This is a genomic window from Priestia sp. FSL H7-0729, from assembly GCF_038005685.1.
Taxonomy (GTDB): domain Bacteria; phylum Bacillota; class Bacilli; order Paenibacillales; family Paenibacillaceae; genus Paenibacillus.
In genome coordinates, this window is record NZ_JBBOTQ010000019.1 from 50823 (window position 1) to 77005 (window position 26183).

The window sequence follows — 26183 nt, forward strand, 5'->3', positions numbered from 1 at the left end:
AATCCGTTACAATAAAATTATGAAATCCAGCGGCAGAGGGGCGTATAAGGGATGGGTATACTTGAAGTGCATCATGTTGTGAAGCGATACGGCAGCAAGCTGTCCGTGGATCATTTGAACCTTAGTGTTGGCAAAGGCGAAATTTTTGGATTGCTCGGTCCCAACGGAGCAGGGAAAAGTACCACCATCAGCATGATTGCAGGACTTCTGAATATGGATCAGGGTGAGATCAGATTAGATGGGATATCGGTCAAGGAGCGGCCACTTGAAGTGAAACGCAAAATTGGACTGGTTCCGCAAGATCTGGCTTTATACGAAACGATGACTGCTGCGGAGAATGTGACTTTTTTTGCCCGGCTGTATGGACTGCGTGGGAAATTGCTGAAGGAAAGAGTGCAGGAGTCTCTTGAATTTGTAGGGTTGCAGGATAAAGCAAAGGATGCTCCCTCGACCTTCTCTGGCGGTATGAAACGCAGGTTAAACATCGCATGTGCAATTACACATCGCCCGGATCTCATTATCATGGATGAACCGACAGTAGGCATTGATCCACAATCGCGGAATCATATCCTTGAATCGGTACGCACACTCAACAAGATGGGTTCAACGATTATATATACAAGTCATTACATGGAGGAAGTGGCGGCGATTAGTCACCGGGTTGCGATTATGGATCAGGGGCGAATCATTGCCTGTGGCACTGAAGCAGAGCTGAGAGAACGGGTAGCATCGGAGGAAAAAGTAGTGCTCTCCACTTCCGGTATTGGTACCGATGTCGTGGAAGAATTGAAACTTCACCCTCGCGTGCGATCGGTAGAAGTCTCAGAGAATACACTGACCATTACGCTGCCTTCGGCACAGCAGGATCTCCAGGATCTGCTCTTCATTTGCAGCAAACATGAAATAACCATTCAGTCACTCAAGGTCGAAGAGCCGGATCTGGAAACATTGTTCCTCAATCTAACCGGGCGTACGCTGCGGGACTAGGGGGAGCAAGCGATGAATATATGGCATATTTGCATCTTTGAATTAAGACGTATTCTTAAGATTCGATCTGTGGTGATAAACCTGTTCATCCTGCCGTTGTTACTGATTTTTATATTGGGCACGGCTCTTTCCAGTACGATGGGTACGGAGGATGATGTTATTCCAGATACTGTACGTGTGGGAGTCATCCATATGATTACTGAATCAGGAGACGGTTCAAATACGGTTAATCAAGCGCTGGATACATTCGTTGCATCCCCGGAAGTGGCTGAGATGGTCAAGGTGCAGAAATTTACGACTGAAGAAGAGGCTGTCCATTTGCTGCGTACCGATAAGCTCGACTTTGCTGTAATGATTCCTTCGGATTTTGAACAGAACGTGATGATGGGGAAAGAGGCCAGGTTACAATGGATACGAGGAAAGGATAATACGCTCAATACCTTGGGTGAAACTTTGTTCACGCGATTTACGGATGAATGGAACCGACAGATGGCGATGACCAAAGTGCTCGGTCCGGAAGTAATTGGTGCGATGGCCTCTGCTTCGGAGTCTGGTACGGGGAATTCCACTTCCATAACTGTCATCAATCCCGGAAAAACAGGCACAGCCTACAGCGCTTCTCAATACTATGCCGCATCCATGCTGGCCATGTTCATGTTGTACTCGGGTATGACAACCAGTAGTAGCCTATTTGGAGAGCGGGATAACCGAACGTTGATCCGCCTTCAGGCTGCGCCGATAGGTAATGGAGTTATTTTCGCTGGTAAAATTGTAGGCAATAGTCTGCTCGCTTTCTTGCAAGCAACGACAATTATCCTTATGACGTATTGGTTCTACGGTGTAGATTGGGGAACGCATCCTTGGTATATTGTGCTGACTTGTGTAGGAATTACATTGGCGTCCATGACCCTTGGCGTAATCGTGGCATTGGTATGTAAAAGTACGGCATCGGCCAGTGCAGCCCTTCAAGGTATCATCGTTGCTATGACATTCATCAGCGGTGGGTTCATGCCCATTCCAATTGATTTTGTACAACGGATTAGCGAATTTACGGTTAACCACTGGGCGCTCCAGAGTTTTCTGAGAATGATGCTGGATGCACCTGTAGGCGAGATTGTATATAGCCTTCTGATGCTGGGCGTGGTATGTGCTGTATTACTGGCCATCTCAGGATTAATCTATAGAAAGGCAGGATACCGGTATGAATAGTCTACACATCGCCTGGTTGATGATTAGACGTACACTTGGTCGTAAAATGGGCTTCATTACATTTCTGCTTCTGCCTTGCCTGGTGGTTACAGGGGCAGTTGCTCTTTTTGGAAACGAGCAGAATTCACGTACTGTTATTCCCTATGTCAATGAGGATGGAGGGGCAGCAGGTGCGTGGATGATTCAAGAACTTGCTGGCAAAGAGGAGTACCTGCTCAAGCCGATGACTAACGAAGCAGAAGTGAAGGAAGCCATCGCTCAGCAAAAAGGAACTTCTGGCATCATTATTCCGGAGTGGTATACGGAAGATCTGTTACAAGGCAAGTCAACCGAAATTCAACTGGTGGAGCTGCGGATAAGCGAAGCTTCCTACACACTGCGAGCAGCAGTTGAAGGTTTGACGAGCGGATTGCAACAGTCTGCTTCAGCAGTTAACGTGGCGGCAGGTCCTGTCTCAAGTGAGACTGATAAACTATCGGGTATAGAGAAGCAATTTGAACAGCTTTTACAGGAGATAGGAAAACATCAGGTAGCTGGTGAAGTCACCGCTCTGCAGATCTATCCCAAGCCAGGTCTGAACAATGTGACTGGATTTACGATCATGTTTATGATGGGGCTGCTGACCAGTGCAGTGGCTGTGATCATGGAAGATCGCAGAAAACGTACCATGGCACGAGTATATACGGCACCCGTCCGTGCATATGAGATTGCGCTTGGTAATTTCCTGGGCAGCTTTGTCATTGGTATGATTCAGATTGTGATCGTACTGGGAGTCAGCAGGTGGCTGATTCATTATGATGCCGGCATTCCTTTTGGCATTCATTTCCTGATATTGGCAGCATTCATGTTGGTCTCCATGGGGCTCGCAAGTACCGTGGCAGGATTAATCCGTAATACCAAAAATGCGAATATGCTAAATTCACTTGTCATTATGCCAACCTGCATGATAGGCGGTTGTTTCTGGCCGATCTCGTTCATGCCTGACTATATGCAAAAGCTCGCCAACTTTGTTCCGCAGAAATGGGCGATTCAGGCAGTGGAGACGATCTCCGCTGGTGGTACACTGTCGGATATCACACTGCCACTATTAATTTTGTTTGGCATGGCTTCTATTTTGCTGACCGTAGGCTCTGCGATTCTGCGCCCTAGCCAGCCAGGAGTAGAGGCATAGTAGATCAAGACGAGTTTTGGAGAGCTGGTGCCACCCTAGAGGTTAACAAAAAGCACGTTCTGCCTGAACTTGATTCAGCAGAACGTGCTTTTTGTTTTAAGTGAAGAGTGAAGAGTGAAGAATGTTAATGATGCATTAAGCGAGATATCGCTAATTAGGGTTGGAGTTGACGCAGGACTGTTATTTCGACCCGACGGTTCTTTTGTCTTCCGGCGGCTGTGGTGTTGTCACCCGTTGGGCGAGTATCCGCATATCCGGCATACTGGAATCCGTCCGGGTTAAGTTTCTCTGTATCTAGAAAAAATCGTAATACAGACAGTGCGCGTTCCCCGGAAAGCTGCCAGTTATCGGTATAGGCGGAGTTTGCTCCGACAGGAACATTATCGGTATGACCCTCAATGCTGACAACGGTATTCAGGTCACGGAACAGGCTGGCAAGCTTACTGAGTGTTGGTGCTGCACCGTCCTTTAGAGCGGCCTGTCCCTGATCAAACAGGAAGCGGTCACTAAGTGTAATGGATAGGCCCTGTGGTTTGTCCGCAACAAAAATCTGATTTTCCAGTTTATTATCCTCGATATATTGGGTAATCACATTGAACAGATTTTGCAGTTCCTGCTCCTGTGATCTGAATTGTTCTTCCCGTTCTGTGAGGGGCTTGTCGTCATCATCTGGCGTTACAGTCCCGGAATCGGAAGGGTTTCCTTCACCTTTTGACGAATCTTCACCTTGAATTCCGGATGGTGGAGTCTCAGTAATCGTCTGTCCGGGTTTCTCACCGAGTCCCTCACCAAGCTCAAGGACAGAGTCGGATGCATTGAATGTATTTTGTAACGATTGCGTAACGACGTCATATTTACCGGAATCCAGATTGCTCATGGCGTACATGATGACAAAAAAGATCAGAAGTAGCGTTATGAGATCGGCATAAGTAATCATCCAGCGATCCCGATGATCGATAGTTTCACGTTTTCCGCGCCGTTTACTGCGCCGACTCATCCAATCCCTCCTTTGCTAGGGGGCGTATAGACTGACGATGCGTAAGGGTGAAGGACTCCAGTCTTTTGCGTACAAGCTGGGGATTCTCACCGTTCTGAATGGCAAGTACGCCTTCAAGAAGCATTTCCATGGTCTGCACTTCGTCAGCACCTCTGGATTTGATTTTGGAGGCAATGGGCAAAAAGATAAGATTGGCACTGGCGACCCCATACAGGGTTGCGGTAAAGGCAACAGCAATGGCAGGTCCGAGTCCGGTTGGATCGGTCAAACTGCCAAGGACCTGAATAAGTCCCATCACGGTTCCGATGATGCCCATGGTTGGGGCGTAACCACCAGCAGATTCGAATATTTTGGCATAGCCCTCATGTTTCTGTTCAATCGAGTCGATCTCCATCTCCAGGATCTGGCGAACCACATCCTGATCTGTACCATCGACAACCAACTGAATACCGTCTTGCAAAAATGGATGCGGATGATCCATAACCTTGCGTTCCAATGCAAGCACACCTGAGCGGCGTGCGATCGAAGACATCTCGACCAATTCTTCAACCCACAAGCCTGAATCATTATTGTGACGTCCAAAAGCCATACGCAGGGCAGCTGGAATCGTACGAAGGCGATGCGCCGGGAAACTGGCAACCACAGCAGCAATCGTTCCACCGAATACAATTAAAGCAGCCGTTTTTTGCAGGAGACCGGACAATTGGCCGCCTTCCCACAAAAAACCGCTAATGACTGCGGCAATTCCGGCAATAATACCGATAAGTGTCGCAATATCCATAAATTAACCCACTCCTATCTTCATTTCACGTTTGCATCACTAAAACGAACGAGGTATAATTAAACGGGAACAAATATTCCTATTACTATAAGTTTTCCCATATGAAAATTCGGGGAACTTCGACAATATATAGTGACTATTATTTTAGACGATAGGGTGAGATACGGCAATGAGCGATATTATAATGAGCGACAAAACGTTCGAAATCGAATCAGAGTTTTCTCCCCAAGGTGATCAGCCTGCTGCCATTAAAGAATTGGTGAAGGGTGTTCAGGAGGGGAAGAGGTACCAGACACTGCTGGGGGCAACCGGTACGGGTAAGACGTTTACGATCGCCCAGACGATCGCCCAACTGCAACGTCCTACGCTGATTATTGCACACAACAAGACGTTGGCAGCGCAGCTTGCAAGTGAGTTCAAAGATTTTTTCCCGAATAACATGGTTGAGTATTTCGTCAGTTATTACGATTATTTTCAGCCAGAAGCATATATCCCGTCCTCCGATACGTATATCGAGAAGGATTCAAGCATTAATGAAGAGATCGACAAACTGCGGCATGCAGCGACAAGTTCGTTGTTTGAGCGCCGGGACGTCATCATTGTAGCGAGTGTTTCCTGCATTTATGGTTTGGGTTCACCGCACTCGTATTCAAGCATGTTGCTGTCACTTCGGGTAGGCATGGAGAAACCGCGCAATCAGATTTTGTCCCGTCTGGTAGAGATTCAGTATCAGCGGAACGATATTAACTTTGTACGGGGGACGTTCCGTGTTCGTGGGGATGTTGTTGAGATTTTCCCTGCCTCCAAGGGTGAACATGCAATTCGGGTTGAATTGTTCGGTGATGAGATCGAGAAAATTACGGAGATTGATGTGTTAACTGGAGAACTGATTGGCGAACGTGAACATATTGCCATCTTCCCGGCATCTCACTTCGTAACGCAAGAAGAGACGATGAAGGTTGCGCTGGTGAACATTGAGCGTGAACTGGAGGAACGGCTTGAAGTGTTGCGTGAACAGGGGAAACTGCTGGAGGCTCAGCGACTGGAGCAACGGACACGATATGATATCGAGATGATGAAGGAAGTCGGATTCTGTTCGGGGATTGAGAACTATTCCGGTCCGCTGACTTTCCGCGAACGCGGTGATACTCCATATACACTGATGGATTACTTCCCGGATGACATGTTGATCGTGGTCGATGAGTCTCACGTGACTCTGCCACAGATCCGTGCGATGTACAATGGTGACCAAGCGCGGAAGACGGTACTGGTTGAACATGGTTTCCGTCTCCCGTCAGCGCTGGATAATCGTCCGCTCAAATTCGAAGAGTTTGAAGGCAAGATGGATCAGATTATCTATGTATCAGCCACACCGGGCCCGTATGAGATTGAGCATACCGATACGATGGTGCAACAGATTATTCGTCCAACCGGTCTGCTTGATCCAATCATTGAACTGCGTCCAACCAAGGGTCAGATCGATGATTTGATTGGTGAGATTAACGACCGGATTGCCAAAGATGAACGCGTGTTGATTACCACATTAACGAAGAAGATGTCTGAGGATCTGACCGATTATCTGAAGGAAGTTGGAATCAAGGTTCGTTATCTGCACTCCGAGATCAAGACGTTGGAACGGATGGCAATTTTACGTGATTTGAGGTTAGGCGTTTTCCATGTCTTAATCGGAATCAACTTGCTCCGGGAAGGTCTCGATCTGCCCGAAGTATCTCTAGTAGCCATCTTGGATGCTGATAAGGAAGGATTCCTGCGTTCCGAGCGCTCACTGATCCAAACGATTGGTCGTGCGGCACGGAACAGCGAGGGTCGCGTTATTCTATATGGTGACAAAGTGACCGATTCGATGGATAAGGCGATAAAGGAAACCGAGCGTCGTCGTGCAATTCAGATCGAGTACAACGAGAAGCACGGAATTACACCGCAGACGATTCGCAAAAAAGTGCGTGATGTGATTGAGGCAACCAAAGTTGCCGAATCCAAGAAAGACTATCTCACAGGCGCAGCCGAGAAGATGTCGAAGAAAGATCGCCAGGCGCTTATTCAGCGCCTAGAGGTAGAGATGAAAGAGGCAGCCAAAAACCTGCAGTTTGAGCGTGCTGCCGAGCTCCGCGATGCGTTGCTGGAACTTCGCGCTGAATAAGATACTGCTCATTCATATACTCGAATAAAGATGGATCTGTAACAAGAGAACGGCCAATTGGCCGTTCTCTTGTTGAGTAAGGAAATCGTTGATATCTACCGATAATAAGAGATGTTGAAATCTTGAATTCGGGTCTATACTGATAGAAATGTTGAAATTGGTTAAAAGGTTTATAGGAAAGCAATTGGGAGTCGTGTCCCCCTGAGAGCCAAGAGGCACCATGTTATTGACCTTGGAGCCGAGCCCGAAGGCAATGGCGACCTGTCGCTATCAAGGCGAAGTCGAGAGCGTCACGCTCTTGAACTTGGAGCCGAGCCGAAGGCAATGGCGACCGTGCCGCAATCAAGGCGAAGCTGAGAGCGTCCCGCTCTTGACCTTGGAGCCGAGCCAAAGGCAATGGCGACCTTGTCGCGATCAAGGCGAAGTCGAGAGCGTCCCCTCGCAGTAGAGCGGCCGTATAAGGTTCCGGCAATGAGCCGGAACCTTATACGGAGCCGCGGGCACACGACCACCCTTCACATAGCAAGACCCGACCTCTCACCATTGCACCGCTTGTTTCGGGTGTCCAGAGGGCTGCGCCCTCTGGGGCCCTCCCTTGAAAGGGAGGGTTTGGGAGGGATCGAAAAGCCTTTGCAAAGGTTTGGATAGTAAATTTGAGAGGATGAATACTATTGGCGAGCGATAACATTGTCATTAAAGGCGCACGAGCACATAACCTGAAAAATATCGACATTACCATCCCGCGTGACCGCTTTGTTGTATTGACCGGTCTGAGTGGCTCAGGGAAGTCCTCGCTGGCTTTTGACACCATATATGCCGAAGGACAGCGACGGTATGTTGAATCATTGTCAGCTTATGCACGGCAGTTTCTGGGACAGATGGAGAAACCGGATGTGGATTCCATCGAAGGATTATCTCCTGCCATTTCAATAGATCAGAAAACAACAAGCCGCAACCCACGTTCCACGGTGGGAACCGTGACGGAAATCTACGATTACCTGCGTCTGTTATTTGCACGTGTGGGCCATCCACATTGTCCGGACCATGGTGTGGAGATCAGCTCCCAGACCGTAGAACAAATGGTAGACCGTATTATGCAATATCCGGAGCGTACCCGGCTACAAATACTGGCACCCATTATCTCGGGACGTAAGGGTGAGCACAAAAGTGTATTCGCCGATGTGTCCAAACAGGGCTTTGTCCGTGTACGGGTGAACGGGGAATTGCGTGATCTGTCAGAAGATATACAATTGGAGAAAAATAAAAAGCATACCATTGAAGTCGTTGTTGACCGGATCGTTGTGAAAGATGATGTACAGGCGCGTCTGGCTGACTCTATTGAAACAGCACTGAATCTGTCTGGTGGACAACTCCTCGTGGACATTATGGGCGAAGAAGAGCTGCGCTTCAGCTCCAACTTTGCCTGCCCGGTGTGCGGATTCAGTATTGAAGAGCTGGCACCGCGGATGTTTTCATTTAACAGTCCCTTCGGCGCTTGCCCGGATTGTGACGGGTTAGGTGTCAAAATGATCGTTGACCCTGATCTGCTCGTACCGGATCGCAGCAAGACGATCGAAGATGGTGCTTTTGATGCGTGGACAGGTGGTACATCCACCTATTATCCGCAGTTCTTGAAGTCAGTATGTGAGCACTTCAACATTCCGCAAAATGTACCTGTCGAAGATCTGCCCGCTGAGCAGATGAACAAGTTGTTGCAGGGTACTGGTTCGGAGAAAATCCGTTTCCGCTATGAGAACGATTTTGGACAACGCAAGGAAGCACTGGTTACCTTTGAAGGTATCGTGAATAACCTGGAGCGTCGTTACCGTGATACAGCATCTGAAGGTATCCGTGAATTTATTGAGGGTTATATGAGTGCGAAGCCTTGTGGTACATGTAAAGGTCAGCGTCTGAAACGCGAGAGTCTTGCGGTTACGATTAATGATCACAACATGGCCTATGTGACTAGTTTGTCCATTGGTGAAGCTGGCCGATTCTTCGATACATTGGAATTGACGGAGAAGGAGCAGACGATTGCCAAACTGATTTTGAAAGAAATCAACAGCCGTCTTGGCTTCCTTGTGAATGTTGGTCTGGATTACCTTACACTGAGTCGTGCTGCCGGAACATTGTCTGGTGGGGAAGCTCAGCGGATCAGACTGGCTACACAGATCGGTTCCAGCCTAATGGGTGTACTTTATATTCTGGATGAGCCGAGTATCGGTCTGCATCAACGGGATAATGACCGTCTGATCTCAACACTTGCGCATATGCGCGACATTGGTAACACATTGATCGTGGTTGAACATGATGAGGATACGATGATGGCTGCTGACTATATTATTGATATTGGGCCGGGTGCAGGTATCCACGGAGGTACCATCATGTCACAGGGTACACCGGAGGAGATCATGAACGATGAGAATTCCTTAACCGGTCAATATCTGAGTGGACGCAAATTCATTCCGATTCGTACAGAACGTAGAAGTGTAGGAGACCGTTGGTTGGAAGTGCGCGGAGCCAAAGAAAATAACCTTAAGAATCTGAACGTGAAGATTCCAGTAGGTGTATTTACTGCGGTAACGGGTGTGTCTGGCTCAGGTAAATCCACATTGATCAATGAGATCCTCTACAAAACGCTGGCACGTGATCTGAACCGTGCTCGGGTACGTCCGGGTCAACATAAAGAGATTCGTGGTCTGGAACATATTGATAAAGTCATCGATATTGACCAGTCGCCAATCGGGCGTACACCACGTTCCAACCCGGCTACGTATACAGGCGTCTTTGATGATATCCGGGATCTGTTTGCCCAGACGAATGAAGCCAAGGTACGTGGATATAAGAAAGGCCGATTCAGCTTCAATATCAAAGGTGGACGTTGTGAAGCCTGCCGTGGAGACGGTATTATCAAAATCGAGATGCACTTCTTGCCGGACGTTTATGTGCCTTGTGAAGTCTGCAAAGGCAAACGATACAACCGGGAAACACTTGAAGTGAAATATAAAAACAGAAATATTTCCGATGTGCTGGAAATGACGGTTGAAGATGCAACCCAATTCTTCGAGAACATTCCGAAGATCCATCGTAAAATGCAGACACTGATGGATGTAGGCCTAGGTTATATCAATCTAGGACAACCTGCAACCACATTATCTGGTGGTGAAGCCCAGCGTGTGAAGCTCGCTTCCGAACTGTATCGCCGCAGTACGGGGAAAACCATCTACATCCTCGATGAACCGACGACCGGTTTGCATGTCGATGATATCGATCGTTTGCTTAATGTATTGCACCGTCTGGTGGATTCCGGGGAATCAGTCTTGGTGATTGAGCATAACCTGGATGTAATCAAAACAGCAGACTATGTTGTTGATCTGGGTCCGGAAGGTGGTAGCGGTGGAGGAACCATTGTTGCAACGGGAACCCCTGAGGATATCATTAAAGTGGAAGCTTCCTATACGGGCAAGTACTTGAAGCCGGTTCTGGAGCGGGATACCGAGCGGAGCAAGGCACTGCAATTGGTGGACTAAGGTCCTCGAACCAAGTGTTATATCCATATGAAGTGGCAGTATTTGCCCTTCTTTTCGATAAGGTTGAGACGTTGGATTACGATCTGATGTGCTCTGCTTCCGAGAAGAAGGGCTTTTCATTTTGCACCGTTTATCTTCGGGCTCAAGTTGTTTCGTGAAAGTGTTTACATATGCATTATGACGAGCATTACAGGAATATTCGGCCAAATTGTCTTTTTTTCATTTTTATGGATGATAGGGCTTGCATTACAAGCAGGGTACAGATAACATAGAGGAAGATATTAGGGTATGCGTTAGCTGTTCAACTATGGTAAGGAGGTCTGTCTATCCATGCTGTTTGCAGAAGCTGCCACGGCGAGTACATCGAATTTTAATGCATTTGATATTTTTGTCATTCTATTTACGATCCTGATTTTCATCGGAGTCGTTCGTCTTCTTCGGGCGCCGAAGAAGAATCTGTTTGCGATCGGATTTGCAGTCGTCAGCCTGCTTGTATTTCTGATGACGGACTATGCGATGATAACCGGTTGGTTTGCTCAGTAGGAAGGCCATCAGCTGAATTTCAACTTCGATGCTGATGATGCCGCCAGGCATCCTTCGTAATCAAAAGCGAACTTTTTGAACAACCTCTAAAAGAGGTATGAAGGAACACTTTCCATGGGAGACATGGAGGGTGTTTTTTTCGTTTATACTGAACGATTGAACAAGATTCTACCTTCTCTACTAAAATAGGACTTAAAACAATTGTATATCCAGATTCTGTATGATACATTGAGGGATACCGGAATTGCAGATGAGAGAAAGAGAGAATAGATTCAGTGATGAATTCGATGTCGATTCGCGCAAGAAGGATGTATAGAGAGGGTCAGGTGAGAATATGAGCGTATTGGGTAAAAAGGGAATAGCCATACTGATGGCTGCTGTACTCTCGATTAGTGTAGCGGCAACAGCCGGCGCGGCTGAATCCAAAACGGCAATGCAAGCGAAAGTGGTAGACGGCCAAGTCTATGTGAACACCAAGGATCTGCTCAAGGCAGTTGGTGGAAGTGGACAATATGATGCCAAATCCGGAACGTACGCGTACAAGGGAAGTGAAGCCATTCCCAAAGTGATCGAAAAGGTATCCCCTTCGGTTGTAGGCATTATTGGGAAATCTACCGAAGTGCAGGAAGGTGCATCATCAGACAACCGATATAATCTTGCACATGGCACAGGTGTTATTATCCGGTCCAACGGATGGATCGTAACGAATGCCCACGTGGTTGACGGATTAACGAATCCGGTTGTCGTAACGACGGATGGCAATACATACAAAATTACGAAAACATACAGTGATGCACTCAGTGATCTGGCACTAATCAAAATCAATGCCAAATCGCTCCAACCGGCGAGCTTCGCCAAAGCTTCACAAACCTCTGTTGGAGAGACCGTGATTGCCTTAGGTACGCCGATTTCCTTTTCTTTGCGTAACTCGGCAACGGTGGGGGTCATTAGCGGCTTGAATCGTGGTGTTGAGGCGACTTACCGGTTAATTCAGACCGACACGGCCATTAACCCAGGAAATAGTGGGGGACCGCTGGTCAACCTGAAGGGTGAAGTTGTGGGTATCAATTCTATGAAATTCTCTGCTATTGGCATAGAGAGTCTGGGATTTTCGATTCCGGTGGATACCGTTCAATATATCATCGATCAATTTTTTAAATATGGCAAAATAAAACGTGCAAGTCTGGGACTACAGCTGGAAGAAAGCTGGTCTGCGATTGTGGGCCTGCCGACAGATGATCCATTAACGATCACGGGCGTACTGTCTCCTGAAGCGAAGAAAGCCAAAATCAAAGAGGGCGATGTCATCTATAGTGTTGCTGGGACACGAGTGTCCTCTGTCGTGGATATCAATGAGTTGCTCAAAAAGTATCTGCCTGGGCAAAAGGTAAAGCTGTTGATGCAAACGGATGGCGATATCGTCACCCGCACGTTGGTGCTTGCTGATCGCGCAGACATCGTAGACGAGGAAGATGAAGCGTTCCTTGCAGATGAAGAACAATAAAGCCCGGTTATCAGCCCGGATGGAGAGAGGACGAAAGAACGTAATGAAAAAGTCATGGGTACGTGTGCTAAGCACAGGTGTATTAACCGGGATGCTGACCATTGGAGCAGCAATGCCTATATGGGCATCTGACTTAACGACAAGTGAACTGCGAGTCAAAGCGGGTAGCACGAGCGCTTATATTAACGGAGATAAACAGGCCATAGCCAAGCCTTACAAAGTCAAGGGTGTGACGATGGTACCTGTCGGTGTGTTTAAAAAAGCATTTGGCAGTGAGATCCGGCTGGAGAAAAATGATGTCGTCAAAATTAAGGAAGGTCCGCATACCGTAACACTGACAATTGGCAGTTCGATTGCCTGGGTGGATGGTGTGAAACATGAGATGGGTGCAGCTCCCAAGATGGTGAATGGTGTACTCATGGTTCCACTTCGTCCGGTAGTTGCCGGGATTGGAGCAACGCTTGCTCCAACCAGTTCCGGAGAAATGGTGATTCGTCTGTTGCAAACCGATGATTCGGTAGACGATGAGGACGGCCTTCATCCGGATGAAGGCAAAACAAGAATCGGTAACAGTTTTTACGGCTGGTCCATTAACTATCCGGCAGACCTTATCGTTTTCCAGACCGGTGAGCAGGAGCGCATGATGACTTTTGGCGCTGCGGACAACAGTTATTATCTTGAGGTGTACGTCAGTGATCAGGATGTGGCTCTGGATGCGGATGATTTGTTGCAGCAACTCGTACAGGAAGCGAAACAATCGGGAGATACGGTGCTGGATCGTGAAGCGGTGTCCAAAGGCAAAACCCCTTATGCACGCATCATTATGAAAGATGTAGATGGCATGTTGTGGGAGATGCGTCAGTATCTGAACGAAGGCCGTCAATATGATGTGTACCTCGCGGATTACGAAGCTCTGAATTATAAGGATCTGGGCAAACGTGCGGCGCTGCTCAATTCATTCCAGCCTACCTACGTGGAGTCGGATCGAACGATCAAGGATCTGTCCACCGTAGATCATGGCATGCGCTCCACGTGGAATGATGATTACGGTATTGAATTGAAGATTCCTGCGGGCTGGTCAATCGACAACAATCAGATGATCTATGAAGCCAAGGATGGTGCATATTTGCAATGGCGTGTCACTTCGGCGAAGGCAGGTACAACGGTCAAAGACTGGAGCGGCCAACTGGATAAGTGGATGCGCGAGACATTTACACCAGAGAGTTACGAGCCGATTGGCTCTTATACGATGGATATCTCGGGAGAGACTGCCGAGGTAAATGAATTCCGTTATAACTTTGGCGGAGGCTGGCAGACGGAGTTTGATGTTCTTTTGCAGAAGAATGGGTATCGATATTATGCAGAGTATACGTTCCCTGAAGAGCAAAGTGCAGTTCGGGCATGGTTTGAACGGATTATGAAGAGTGTGGAGATTGATTTTGATACGGTTGCCGATAATTTCGGTCAGCTGGATGAAGATCCTTATTTGACAGACAAAACGAAGACACTTACACGTATGTCCAAACGTTATCATTATAGTGTAGATATTCCGCGTTACTGGACACCTTACAGTGATCGATTCGAGTATTCACCTGTGGTATACACTTTCACGGGCGGAGAGTTCTCCATTGCGGCGAGCGAGGACAAGTCGATCGAGATGACGGTCAGCCAACTGAGAGAAGCTTATGCCGAAGCCACCAAAACGCGTAAGAACTTCAAGTTGCTTGGCAGTGAGGAGCTAACGTTTGCGGGTGTGCCTGCATTTTCCTTTACGTATCATGAGCTGGACAAAGGCGTGCCATATGCGGGTCGCCAGATCGTGTTTGAAAAGGACGGAACAACCTATACGATCACAAGTGGTCTTAATGATGCCAACAAGACAGAAGTTCAGGCGGCTGCCTTGGAAAAAGCAGTGAACTCATTTACTTTTATTAAATAAAATTGTAGTGAAGCCGGAGGGTCTAATGACCTTTCGGTTTTTCGTTATGCTGGATATGAAAATGGTAAACGGTTTTTTCAGGAAAACGTAGAAGAGTCGGTGCAGAAGTGGTACACTATACTAGTTCAGGAGTTATGACTGCTGATCTGGTAAATATGAATGACTGTAAGCTTGGAGTTCAGGCAATACAGACATAATAGATAGATATGGTAATACTTTGACAATGCAGGTGTACCCGATAAGGTGCAGTCTTAAGCTTGGTATGTTCAGGCGTTTAAGGATATAGGGATGAAATCCGGCGTATGCCGGCTATGGGGAGGATCTACATGAAAACAGCAACAATACGAAGAGAAGACGTTGAACTTCTGGCACCCGCTGGTGACTGGGATTGTATGCGTTCGGCGGTAGCCAATGGCGCAGATGCAATTTTCTTCGGAGTCGAAAAGTTTAATGCACGGGCACGGGCGAACAATTTCCGCATGGACGAGCTGCCGGAGATTATGGCGTTTTTGCACAGTTATGGCGTAAAAGGTTTCTTGACCTTTAATATATTGATTTTTGAAAATGAATTGACGGATGCCAAAGAACTGATTGATGCATGTGTCGATGCAGGTGTGGACGCTGTAATTGTTCAGGATTTGGGTTTGGTGAAGATGATCCGCGAGATCTCGCCGGATTTCCCGATCCACGGTTCAACACAGATGACGATTACGTCACCGGAAGCGGTCGAGTTTACGAAGCCGTTTGATATGGAACGTGTCGTTCTGGGACGGGAGAACAACCTGAAGCAGATCCAGAAAATCGGCGAACAGGCGAAGCTTCCAATGGAAGTATTCGTTCACGGTGCGCTGTGTGTATCCTACTCGGGGCAATGTCTGACTTCCGAAATGTGGGGAGGACGTTCGGCGAACCGCGGGGAGTGCGCACAAGCTTGTCGTCTACCATACGATCTAATGGTGGATGGAGTGCACAAGCCGATGGGTGATGTAGCCTATCTGTTGTCTCCGAAGGATTTGGCAGCAATTGATCTGATGCCGGAACTGATCGAAGCAGGAGTGACTTCTTTCAAAATAGAAGGGCGTCTCAAAACGCCGGAATACGTAGCGAACGTGGTAAGCAAATATCGCAAAGCGATTGACCGTTATTTTGATGGAGATAACACACCGCCAAGCAAGGAAGAAGTTCGCGAATTGCAGCAAAGCTTCTCCCGTGGATTCACGCATGGATTCCTCAGTGGTACGAATAACAAAGAACTGGTGGATGGAACGTTCCCGAAAAGCCGTGGCGTCTACCTTGGTCGTGTAGATCAAGTGTTGCGCGATGGTGTGGTCCTGAAGCTGGATGCACCCGTGAAACGTGGAGACGGGATTGTATTTGACGCGGGAGACCCAACGAAGAAGGAAGAAGGCGGACGGGTATACGATGTACGTCGCAAAGGCGTAAAACTCGAAGGCGAAGCTGAAGAGGGCTGGATCGTTGATGTCGTCCCAGGTCGCAGTGACGTGGATCTGCGCCGCGTGAAGGTTGGCGACAAAGTCTGGAAAACGAATGACCCAGCGCTGGACAAACGTCTGCGTCAAAGCTTCGAGACTGAGAAACCGTTCCGTGTATTCCCGGTGAAGGTGAAGGTCATCGGCAGCCCGGGGCAGCCGCTTAGCACGTGGTGGACAGACGTGCAGAAGGGCACGACCGTTCGGATTGATTCCGAGATGGAACTGGACATCGCACAGAAGCGTCCAATGACACATGAATTGCTCGGAGAGCAGTTCGGACGTCTGGGAGGCACCGTGTTCCAGTTGGAAGGAATGGACGTCAATCTGCACGGTGACGTCATCATCCCGATGCGCGAGTTGAATAACATTCGCCGTCAGGCGGTAGAGCAACTCGCGGGCGAACGTCCGAAACCGCCCGTCTACGTGAAACGGGCAGTGGATGTGTACGGCGATTCGGTTAAACCGGCATCGCCAGTCGCTCGCGGTCAAGCCGAACTGACCGCGCTATGCCGCAGCCTGCCACAAGTGGAGGCAGCGATTGAAGCAGGAATCGGCATGATCTATGCCGACTTCGAGTTTATTAAGCAGTTCCCGGCAGCCGTGGAAGCTGTGCATGCCGCTGGTCGCAAGATCGCGCTGGCAACACCGCGTATTCACATGCCTGGGGAGAACGGTTATCATAACAATATCCTGCGTCTGAAGCCGGATGCGGTATTGGTGCGTAATACAGGTGCACTGTACTTCTACCTGCGCCACCGGATGGAAAACCCGGATGCAACGCACCCGGAACTGATCGGCGACTTCTCATTGAACATCGCCAATCACAAAGCCGTTGAATTGTTCCTGGAAGCCGGATGTGACTGGATTACCCCATCCTATGACCTGAACATTCAACAAATGGTTGATTTGCTGGGCCACTCCCGTACAAGTCAGACCGAAGTGGTTATCCATCAGCATCTACCGATGTTCCATACCGAGCACTGTGTGTATTGTACGTTTATGAGTGAAGGAACGGACTATACGAACTGTGGTCGTCCTTGTGAGGAACAACGTGCATCTCTGCAAGACCGAATTGGTATGTCCCACCCGGTACGTGTGGATGAAGGCTGCCGTAATACGGTATACAATGCCGTGGAACAGTCAGGTGCCGAGTATCTGACCAACTTTATGGATCTGGGTGTATCCCGTTACCGTGTGGAATTCCTGGAAGAGACACCGGAGCAGGTACGCGAAGTCATTGATCTGTACAACCGTGCACTGCGCGGGGAGATCAGTGGTACACAAGTATGGAAAACACTCAAAGCAACGAACCAACTGGGCGTTACACGTGGTCAATTGGTGAAATAATTAGATTGTATGGTACAACAACAGTTACAGCATGAAGGAACCCCAATCTCTGCTTCAAGGAGCTCTTGGGGTTTTTTTACATCATGACACAGGAGGCGAAGAAGCGTGGCGCCATTCACAATTATGGATATCAAATTGCTGTGCGGGGTCACGGCATTCAAGCGCGGAGAAGATTATAACCAATCTGGCAGGGTGACCAATCTGGTGGTCAGTAAAGATCAGCTTCATTATGAAGCACAGGTACGTGGATCGGAGCGCTATCAGGTGACGGTGGATATAGATGAAACGGGAGAGGTTGTGGCAGGCTGCAGTTGTCCGGGTGACGGCAGGCATTATGACTATTGTAAACATGTGGCTGCTGTCCTGTTGGCTATTCACGAATGGGGTGAGCAACAGGAGCGTAATGTCACAATTGAATCTGAGAAGCCTGCTCAATCTGCTACAGGTCAAGGCGTCAATACCAGTTCCAGCATAGGTTCCAAGTCCAGGGTCGGGACGCTGGTCGAAGAGAGCAAGTGGGAGCGTCCCCAGTCTTATTCACAACGAGAGCAACTGGATGATGCTTCAGAGCATCCGCCCGTTCACTTTGCCCAAGCAGGTCGTCCAAGCTCAGCTTCGGGGTGGGGGCGCTCGGCAGATAAACCTTCTTACCGTACGGCGGATCAGATTCTGTCCATGTTTGCCAAGGATCGGAGACCACTGCATGGAAATGATCGTAAGTACACGGCTCCTGTCAGCCGTTCCTCCCTGCGGGAAGAATTGCAGGTCCAGTTTATATGCAAGCTGACACAGGTTCACAAGGGTGGTGGGAAACTTGCTCTTGAATTGAAAGTGGGTAACAAACGTCTGTATGTGGTGCAGAAAGTAAAGCAATTCCTGAACTGCATCGAAAAGGGCGAGCCGATGTCATTTACCAAGCTGTTCCAATATGATCCATTGATGCATGTCTTCACTCCGCAGGATCAGGCGATTCTCTCAATGCTCATTCGAATGAGGCAGAGTGAAGAGGCCTATCGCCAATCCATCTCCGGTTATTTGGGAGCGTCGGACGGACGGGATATACTGATTGCTCCGCTAATATGGAAGCCAATGCTGGAATTGCTACTACAGGCCGACAGTCGGATGGAGGGTACAGGATTTGCCAATGGGCCACTCACGCTCGGTGAGGGAGTATTACCTTTGTTTTACCGGATTGCACAGGGAACGAATGAAGGGTATCAGCTTGAAATTTCGGGACTGCGCGAGCTGATTCTTCTCCCTGCTTATGATGCCGCTGTGGTGGAAGGACAGTTGCATATGTTGGAGCCGATGCAGGTGCGAAGTCTGGAGGATTTGAGTGGTGCACTCAATTCATATGGAATCAAGGAAAGCATCGATATTTCGACCCAGCAGGTGGATGAGTTTGTGCAGCATGTCGTGCCAGAACTGCGTACGCTCGGGCATTTGTCCATTGATTCGCAGGTGCGTGAACAGATCGCGGAACCGGAACTTTTACCCAAGTTGTACATCGACTTCTATCGTGAGCGTATTACAGCACGTCTGGAATTCGACTATGAGGTCATGGTTATTAATCCGCTGGCAGAGTATTTGATAGATGAAGAAGAGAAAAAGGTCATTTTGGTGCGTGATCGATACAAAGAGCGGAATTTGATTGAACGGCTTGATCGATCCTTTCTCGACAGGGAGGGTAGTGTCTGGGCGAGCGAACGCGAAGATGCCATCTATGATGTTATGTATCATCTGTTGCCTGAGCTTGAGAAACAGGTCGAGATCTATATGCCAAACGCCGTGAAGGCGATGGTGCAATCCTATCCCACACCGCCGAAAGTACGAGCAGATTTGGGAAGAGGATTGGACTGGCTGGAGATTTCATTCGAGATGGAAGGTGTGGACGAGCAGGAACTTCAGGAACTTATGCGCCGCATTGTTGAAAAGAAACCATATTTCCGTCTCAAGAGCGGTGTCTTTCTCTCGCTTGAGAATGAAGGTGCAGACAGCTTCGCTCACATGGCTGATTCACTTGGACTGGGCGCAGATGACATCAAGAGCAGCCATATCCGGCTGCCAGCTGTTCGGGCGTTGCAATTGCCAGGCAGGGATGAGGTTTCAGGACATGTGAAGTGGGGAGGTTCTCTGAAACGTTTCCTCGATGATCTCCGAGATCCCGAGCGGATGGATTTTGCATTACCGGGACCTCTGACCCCCATCCTGCGGGATTATCAGAACAGCGGATACCAGTGGCTGCGTACCCTCGCTTATTATCGGTTTGGCGGCATTCTGGCGGATGATATGGGACTTGGCAAAACGTTGCAAAGCATCGCCTATATCACAGCGGTACTTCAGGAGAAGCCTGAGTACAACGCTGACCATACGGGTGGTGATAAGTACCGGGAGAGCGGACCATTATGGGGCGGTGAAACGTTGGCGCCTGCCGGCATCGATCCCGAAACTGGACTTCCTTTGGATAAGATGGCATCAGAGAATACAGATGGCTCATGGTCCACGATGCAGCAGGACGGATTGACGGTCCGAACGAAAGTCATTCATCCTCCGGTACTTGTCGTGGCCCCTGCTTCGCTGACCTATAACTGGGCGAATGAGTTTGCGAGGTTTGCCCCGCATCTGAACGTCCTGATCGCAGCCGGGCAGAAAGAAGAACGAGCCAGCATGCTTTCAGGCATGGATGAGGCAGATGTGATTGTGACATCGTATCCTTTGTTACGTCGGGATCTGGAAACTTACCTTGGCCGAACATTCCATACGCTCATTCTGGATGAAGCTCAGGCAATTAAAAATGCTTCTTCCCAGACTGCGCAGGCAGTAAAACAAATTCAGGCCCCGCGCCGTTTTGCACTCACAGGTACACCTGTGGAGAACTCGCTGGATGAATTATGGTCGATTTTTGAAGCCATATTCCCTGGGCTATTTCCAAGCTATAGAAGATTCCGCGACCTTCCTCCGGAACGGATCTCGCGGATGGTACGTCCATTTATTCTGCGCCGCCTGAAGAAGGATGTGCTGGAAGAATTGCCTGATCGAATTGAAACGGTACAGCGGTCAGAGCTTACGGTTGAACAGAAGAAACTGTACGCCGCATACCTTTCCCAGCTTCAGGATGAAGCATCGAAGGATATGGAGGATAACGGATTCCAGAAGAATCGTATCAAAATTCTGGCTGGCATCACGCGTTTGCGTCAGTTGTGCTGTCATCCGGCCCTCTTTGTCGAAGGCTATCAAGGCGATTCCGGGAAAATGGAACAGTTGCTTGAAACGGTCGAGGATTGTTTGGCGGCAGGCAAACGCATTCTCATCTTCTCCCAGTTTGCAAGCATGTTGAACCTGATTCGTCAGACACTCGCAGCACAGGGAAGAAACCTGTTTTACCTTGATGGTCAGACCCCTGCACAGAGCCGTGTTGAGATGTGCCACAGATTTAACGAGGGTGAAGCCGAACTGTTCTTAATCTCCCTGAAAGCTGGAGGGACCGGACTAAACTTAACTGGGGCAGATACCGTTATATTATATGATCTGTGGTGGAATCCCGCAGTAGAGGAACAGGCGATTGGCCGTGCCCATCGCATGGGACAGAAACAAGTGGTGCAAGTCATCCGCTTGGTTACCGAAGGTACGATCGAAGAGAAGATTCTGGAACTCCAGCAGCGGAAGAAGGACTTGATTGCCGAAGTAATTGAACCTGGAGATGGCGGATCAACGACGTTATCCGAACAGGATATCCGCGAATTGTTGATGGTATGATGGTATAACGGAGTCCAAGCATTCGAGTACTTAGCATCATTAAATATATTAAAATATGTATCTAGCAAAAGGAGTGGGTTCGTGTGCGTATTCGCAAAGCGATTATTCCAGCCGCAGGGCTGGGTACCCGGTTTCTGCCTGCCACCAAGGCGATGCCCAAGGAAATGCTGCCCATCGTGGACAAGCCAACGATCCAGTACATTATTGAAGAAGCCGTTGCTTCAGGTATTGAAGATATCATTATTGTGACAGGTAAAGGGAAGCGGGCCATTGAAGATCACTTCGATTATTCGTTTGAGCTGGAGCAGAATCTGGCGGACAAACAGAAGTGGGACTTGCTTAACGAAGTACGTAAACCCTCCGAGATGGCAGATATCCATTATATCCGTCAAAAGGAACCGAAGGGACTTGGTCACGCCATCTGGTGTGCCCGCAAGTTTATTGGCAACGAGCCTTTTGCCGTCCTGTTAGGGGATGACATTGTGGAAGCCGACCATCCCTGCCTAAAGCAGATGATTGATGTCTACGATGAACTGCAATCTCCAATTGTTGGTGTACAGCCTGTTGATTGGAGCGAGGTATCTCGCTATGGGATTGTGGACGGAGAGTTGCTGACCCCTACGGATGAACGTGTCTTTCGCGCTCGCCGCTTAATTGAGAAACCAAAGACCGAAGACTCCCCTTCGAATCTGGCTATTATGGGACGTTATATTCTTACTCCGGATATCTTTGAGATACTAGGTCAGCAATCTGCTGGTGTTGGGGGCGAAATTCAGCTCACAGATGCCTTGTCCCGTTTGAATGAACAGCGGCAGATTATCGCATATCATTTTGATGGACTTCGTCATGATGTTGGCGAAAAGTTGGGCTTTATTGAAACGTCGATTCACTACGCATTGCAGCGCCCGGATCTACGGAAAGATCTCCTAAATTACTTGGAACAGGTCGTAAAGGATCAATAAATGGTTTTCCGCATGCCCTTGAAGTCCAGCCGAAGAATGATACCGCGGCTGGGCTTTAATTTATTTTATGGAAGGGTAAATATGAGGTTTATACAGGCCAATGAACAAACACTTACCTGACACTTTACATATACATAGTCAATATGAAGAAATGATGTCAACAGCAAAACGGAGGGATGTCATGAAGGTACTTCCGCTGTTTATGGATGGCGCCGCCATATTGGAACCCCAGGTTTATGGTGATCACCGTGGATATTTTATGGAGAGTTATAATGAGCAGGTTTTGCATGAACAGGGGATACAGCACGTCTTCATTCAGGACAATCAATCCTTGTCGGCTGAAGCAGGTGTTCTGCGTGGGCTTCATTATCAGCTTCAGCCCAAAGCACAGACTAAATTGGTGAGGGTTATATCTGGGGCTATATATGATGTGATCGTGGATGTCCGCACCTCATCCCCTACTTTTGGCCAATGGAAAAGTGTCATTTTAAGTGAGTATAACCAGCGGCAGCTGCTTGTTCCTCAAGGATTTGCTCATGGATTCTGTACCTTGGTGCCTCATTCCCAGGTAACTTATAAGGTAGATGCCTATTATTCGCCTGAACATGACCGTGGAATTCTGTGGAACGATCCGGCGCTCGCCATTGATTGGCCTGTGACGAAACCTATATTATCGGAGAAGGATCAGAAGCATCCTTTGCTGAAAGATACTGAACTGAACTTCGACTAATTAATCAGACTTTTCAGATACTTCTGTATCTGGAGGCAGAGGGAGAGAGACAGCATGAAACTACTGGTTACGGGTGGGGCCGGATTTATCGGCAGCAACTTTGTGTTATATATGCTTCGTGAACATCCGAGTTATGAGATTATCAATGTGGATGCATTAACGTATGCGGGGAACTTGGAGAACTTGCATACGGTAGAGTCCAATCCCAGATATACCTTCATCCAAGCAGATATTGCAGATGTACAGCAGATGGAAGCTGTTTTTTCCCAAGGCATCGATGTGGTTGTGAATTTCGCTGCCGAGTCTCATGTGGATCGAAGTATTCTGTCCCCGGATATCTTTGTACGTACCAATGTGATGGGTACTCAGGTTCTGCTGGATGCGGCAAAGAAATATCAAGTCACCAAATTTGTTCAGGTATCGACGGATGAGGTATATGGATCACTAGGTCCAACGGGTTTATTTACTGAAGATACACCTCTGATGCCAAACAGTCCTTACTCTGCAAGTAAAGCTGGCGGGGATCTGCTTGTAAGAGCCTATCATGAAACCTTTGGACTTCCCGTAAATATTACACGTTGCTCCAATAACTACGGTCCTTTTCAATTCCCGGAGAAACTGATTCCGCTGATTATATCCCGTGCATTGAACGATGAAGCCATCCCGGTATATGGTGATGGGCTCAATATTCGTGACTGGCTTTATGTCGAAGATCACTGTAGCGCGATTGATCTGGTAATTCATAATGGACAATCTGGAGAAGTGTACAACATTGGTGGTAATAATGAACGCACTAATATATACATTGTGGAGAGCGTATTGGAGCAGCTGGGTAAGCCTACGAGTTTGATACAATATGTACAAGATCGGTTGGGACATGACCGACGTTACGGTATAGATCCTACTAAGATACGTACAGAGCTTGGCTGGCAACCCGCACACAATTTTGAGACAGGGATCAAGGAGACGATTCAGTGGTATCTGAGACATCAAGATTGGTGGACGAGAATTCAATCAGGCACATATCAGGAATATGTTCAGCTTCAGTACGGTAAGCGGATGGGTGATTCGTCCAAATGAACTATAGAGTTATGGTAACTGGCGCGGCGGGACAGCTGGGTTATGATGTGGTGAAGACCTTCGAGACAGAGGGGCATCAGGTATTGGCCTGTGACAAGAACCAGATGGATATTACCGATCAACAGCAGTGCACAGATATGATTACAACGTTCCGACCGCACATCATTATTCACTGCGCTGCTTACACGGCGGTCGATCAGGCTGAGGCAGATGAGGATATAGCATTCGCAATCAATGCATCAGGTACTAGAAATATTGCAGTTGCAGCCGAGAGTGTGAAAGCAAAGCTGGTATATATCAGTACCGATTATGTATTCGATGGGAGCGGGAGTACACCATACCAAGAGTACGATGTAACAAACCCGCAGAGTGTTTATGGTAAGTCGAAGCTTGCCGGGGAACGGCTGGTTCAAAGTTTGTGTACGCAATGGTTTATCATTCGAACATCATGGGTGTTTGGCGTGCATGGCAGTAATTTTGTCAAAACCATGCTGGAACTTATGGCGAAGCGTCCACAACTACAAGTGGTTCATGACCAACAAGGTTCGCCTACTTATACGGTGGATCTTGCCCGATTCATCCATCTCCTTTCCGTAAGTGAAAAGTATGGCATTTATCATGCTTCCAATTCTGGAACATGCACATGGTACGAGTTTGCAGAGGCAATAAGAGAAGAAGCCAGTAAGCAGAGTGGGTTCGAGCCGACAGCCGAACTTACACCATGCACAACCGATCAGTTTCCGCGTCCTGCCCCTCGTCCTGCATACTCGGTAATGGATCAACTGGCCATTCGAACGAATGGCATGGAACCTCTGAGACATTGGCGTGAGGCGCTGATTGCATTTTTGAAAGAATTAAGTGTGCAGCAAAAGGACTGAGTATCTTGATGGTCCGCGCTTTATCCAAAATGTCTATCCACCATTTAACAGCCGCCTCCGGGTGGCTATTTTGTTTTGCACCTCCTCAATTCGGGTAGTTAGCTATCAAAAAGGTACTGAGGATGTGAATGTGATATGAAACGCATTGCCGCCGTGTTAATACTACTGATCGTTACCGTGGGTACACTCTTTTTCGCCTATGAAAGCGAGAGTGAGGAACAGCGTGACGGATTTACCGCTTATAGATTAATAGCCCATGCGATGGGCAGCATTCGGGATCAACCATATACCAACGCCTATGAAGCGATGATTGCCAATTACGAGAAAGGAACACGTGTATTTGAGATCGACTTTATGCTCACATCAGATCGCAAAGCCGTAGCCAGACATGAGTGGACCGCTAATATGAGTAAAATGCTAGGACAGGACCAAGAGCTTCCCGAGGAAAAACAAGCCGGGGCGCTGACACATGATGAGTTCATGAATACGCCTATTCTGGGTATGTACCAACCCATGGATGCCGACGGCATTATAGATGTACTGGCTAAATACCCGGATATGTATATCGTAACCGATACCAAAGAACAGAAGGATGAAGATATACAGCAGGTGTTAAGATCCCTCGTGGATGCTGCCAAAGAACATGATCCCTCCGTGCTTGATCGCGTGGTTGTACAGATCTACAACGAACCCATGCTTGAAACGGTGAAAGAAGTCTATGCATTCCCTTCCATTATCTATACGTTATACGCCACACAGGATACAGAAGATCAGGTTGTTGATTTTGTGCAAAAAAATGATATTGATGCCGTGACCATGCCGGAATATAAAGTAAACCAGAATTTCGTCGCCAAGCTTAATAGTGCAGGCTCAGTTACTTACGTGCACACCATCAATGACACTGAACAGGTGGCTAACTATGAGAAGTGGGGTGTGTATGGGGTGTACTCGGACGTGCTGACGGAGCAGGAACTGGATGAGATGAATACACGGTTTGCCTGGAAACCGTAAAATGTCGTAATTACAATCATTACAAAATCCAAATCACAGGCTTTTCCATACCAGAACAGGGAAATGTCTGTGATTTTCTGTTCCCCTTTTTATACGAACATTGA

General features: G+C 48.1%; 17 protein-coding genes. 15 read left to right on the forward strand and 2 right to left on the reverse strand.

Annotated elements, in window-relative coordinates:
* Window positions 1–51: 51 nt before the first annotated feature.
* The 3 genes from MHH93_RS26050 to MHH93_RS26060 are packed head-to-tail and all read left to right on the forward strand — an operon-like array spanning window position 52 to window position 3367.
* A complete protein-coding gene (locus MHH93_RS26050; RefSeq protein ID WP_500056404.1) occupies window positions 52–987 on the forward strand; it encodes an ABC transporter ATP-binding protein in 936 nt (311 codons plus the stop codon).
* Between the two features lie 12 nt (window positions 988–999).
* Window positions 1000–2196 (forward strand): ABC transporter permease, encoded by a 1197-nt coding sequence (locus tag MHH93_RS26055; RefSeq protein ID WP_500056405.1) that lies wholly within the window; start codon window positions 1000–1002, stop codon window positions 2194–2196.
* Window positions 2189–3367, forward strand: coding sequence for an ABC transporter permease (locus tag MHH93_RS26060; RefSeq protein ID WP_500056406.1), 1179 nt, complete (start codon window positions 2189–2191; stop codon window positions 3365–3367). The genes MHH93_RS26055 and MHH93_RS26060 overlap by 8 nt, the downstream gene beginning before the upstream one ends.
* A gap of 154 nt (window positions 3368–3521) precedes the next feature.
* Here the strand turns inward: MHH93_RS26060 and MHH93_RS26065 are convergent, their stop codons facing one another.
* Window positions 3522–4364: a flagellar motor protein MotB gene (locus MHH93_RS26065; RefSeq protein ID WP_500056407.1), complete on the reverse strand. Its 843-nt coding sequence runs from the start codon at window positions 4362–4364 to the stop codon at window positions 3522–3524.
* Window positions 4348–5145 (reverse strand): flagellar motor protein, encoded by a 798-nt coding sequence (locus MHH93_RS26070; protein ID WP_500056408.1) that lies wholly within the window; start codon window positions 5143–5145, stop codon window positions 4348–4350. Before MHH93_RS26070 ends, MHH93_RS26065 begins: the two co-directional genes overlap by 17 nt.
* 169 nt (window positions 5146–5314) lie before the next feature.
* Here MHH93_RS26070 and uvrB point away from each other — a divergent pair, with 169 nt between their 5' ends.
* The 12 genes from uvrB (at window position 5315) to MHH93_RS26130 (ending at window position 26079) form a co-directional block, all read left to right on the forward strand.
* Window positions 5315–7306, forward strand: coding sequence for an excinuclease ABC subunit UvrB (gene uvrB, locus MHH93_RS26075; protein WP_500056409.1), 1992 nt, complete (start codon window positions 5315–5317; stop codon window positions 7304–7306).
* A gap of 671 nt (window positions 7307–7977) precedes the next feature.
* Window positions 7978–10836: an excinuclease ABC subunit UvrA gene (uvrA, locus tag MHH93_RS26080; protein WP_500056410.1), complete on the forward strand. Its 2859-nt coding sequence runs from the start codon at window positions 7978–7980 to the stop codon at window positions 10834–10836.
* Between the two features lie 330 nt (window positions 10837–11166).
* Entirely contained in the window at window positions 11167–11379 is a 213-nt protein-coding gene (locus MHH93_RS26085) for a hypothetical protein (RefSeq protein WP_017692026.1), read from the forward strand.
* Between the two features lie 334 nt (window positions 11380–11713).
* Window positions 11714–12883 (forward strand): S1C family serine protease, encoded by a 1170-nt coding sequence (locus MHH93_RS26090; protein ID WP_500056412.1) that lies wholly within the window; start codon window positions 11714–11716, stop codon window positions 12881–12883.
* Between the two features lie 43 nt (window positions 12884–12926).
* Window positions 12927–14822: a stalk domain-containing protein gene (locus tag MHH93_RS26095; protein ID WP_500056414.1), complete on the forward strand. Its 1896-nt coding sequence runs from the start codon at window positions 12927–12929 to the stop codon at window positions 14820–14822.
* Window positions 14823–15148: 326 nt separating this feature from the next.
* Entirely contained in the window at window positions 15149–17662 is a 2514-nt protein-coding gene (locus MHH93_RS26100; protein WP_500056415.1) for a U32 family peptidase, read from the forward strand.
* Window positions 17663–17767: 105 nt separating this feature from the next.
* Window positions 17768–21418 (forward strand): DEAD/DEAH box helicase, encoded by a 3651-nt coding sequence (locus tag MHH93_RS26105; protein WP_500056416.1) that lies wholly within the window; start codon window positions 17768–17770, stop codon window positions 21416–21418.
* A gap of 83 nt (window positions 21419–21501) precedes the next feature.
* Window positions 21502–22380, forward strand: a complete 879-nt coding sequence (galU, locus tag MHH93_RS26110; protein ID WP_500056417.1) for a UTP--glucose-1-phosphate uridylyltransferase GalU — start codon at window positions 21502–21504, stop codon at window positions 22378–22380.
* Window positions 22381–22561: 181 nt separating this feature from the next.
* On the forward strand, window positions 22562–23110 hold the full coding sequence (gene rfbC / locus MHH93_RS26115) for a dTDP-4-dehydrorhamnose 3,5-epimerase (protein WP_500056419.1): 549 nt from the start codon (window positions 22562–22564) through the stop codon (window positions 23108–23110).
* 54 nt (window positions 23111–23164) lie between these two features.
* The gene (gene rfbB, locus MHH93_RS26120; protein WP_500056421.1) at window positions 23165–24190 is read left to right on the forward strand and encodes a dTDP-glucose 4,6-dehydratase; all 1026 of its coding nucleotides are present in this window, start codon (window positions 23165–23167) and stop codon (window positions 24188–24190) included.
* Window positions 24187–25068 (forward strand): dTDP-4-dehydrorhamnose reductase, encoded by an 882-nt coding sequence (gene rfbD, locus MHH93_RS26125; RefSeq protein WP_500056423.1) that lies wholly within the window; start codon window positions 24187–24189, stop codon window positions 25066–25068. The genes rfbB and rfbD overlap by 4 nt, the downstream gene beginning before the upstream one ends.
* 135 nt (window positions 25069–25203) lie before the next feature.
* On the forward strand, window positions 25204–26079 hold the full coding sequence (locus MHH93_RS26130; protein WP_339238048.1) for a phosphatidylinositol-specific phospholipase C/glycerophosphodiester phosphodiesterase family protein: 876 nt from the start codon (window positions 25204–25206) through the stop codon (window positions 26077–26079).
* Window positions 26080–26183 lie beyond the last annotated feature (104 nt).

What these genes read in the sequence shown, in the direction of transcription:
- MHH93_RS26050 (WP_500056404.1), top strand. Translation starts at nt 52, where the DNA reads ATGGGTATACTTGAAGTGCATCATGTTGTGAAGCGATACGGCAGCAAG.
- MHH93_RS26055 (WP_500056405.1), top strand. Translation starts at nt 1,000, where the DNA reads ATGAATATATGGCATATTTGCATCTTTGAATTAAGACGTATTCTTAAG.
- MHH93_RS26060 (WP_500056406.1), top strand. Translation starts at nt 2,189, where the DNA reads ATGAATAGTCTACACATCGCCTGGTTGATGATTAGACGTACACTTGGT.
- MHH93_RS26065 (WP_500056407.1), bottom strand. Translation starts at nt 4,364, where the DNA reads ATGAGTCGGCGCAGTAAACGGCGCGGAAAACGTGAAACTATCGATCAT.
- MHH93_RS26070 (WP_500056408.1), bottom strand. Translation starts at nt 5,145, where the DNA reads ATGGATATTGCGACACTTATCGGTATTATTGCCGGAATTGCCGCAGTC.
- uvrB (WP_500056409.1), top strand. Translation starts at nt 5,315, where the DNA reads ATGAGCGATATTATAATGAGCGACAAAACGTTCGAAATCGAATCAGAG.
- MHH93_RS26085 (WP_017692026.1), top strand. Translation starts at nt 11,167, where the DNA reads ATGCTGTTTGCAGAAGCTGCCACGGCGAGTACATCGAATTTTAATGCA.
- MHH93_RS26090 (WP_500056412.1), top strand. Translation starts at nt 11,714, where the DNA reads ATGAGCGTATTGGGTAAAAAGGGAATAGCCATACTGATGGCTGCTGTA.
- MHH93_RS26095 (WP_500056414.1), top strand. Translation starts at nt 12,927, where the DNA reads ATGAAAAAGTCATGGGTACGTGTGCTAAGCACAGGTGTATTAACCGGG.
- MHH93_RS26100 (WP_500056415.1), top strand. Translation starts at nt 15,149, where the DNA reads ATGAAAACAGCAACAATACGAAGAGAAGACGTTGAACTTCTGGCACCC.
- rfbC (WP_500056419.1), top strand. Translation starts at nt 22,562, where the DNA reads ATGAAGGTACTTCCGCTGTTTATGGATGGCGCCGCCATATTGGAACCC.
- rfbB (WP_500056421.1), top strand. Translation starts at nt 23,165, where the DNA reads ATGAAACTACTGGTTACGGGTGGGGCCGGATTTATCGGCAGCAACTTT.
- rfbD (WP_500056423.1), top strand. Translation starts at nt 24,187, where the DNA reads ATGAACTATAGAGTTATGGTAACTGGCGCGGCGGGACAGCTGGGTTAT.
- MHH93_RS26130 (WP_339238048.1), top strand. Translation starts at nt 25,204, where the DNA reads ATGAAACGCATTGCCGCCGTGTTAATACTACTGATCGTTACCGTGGGT.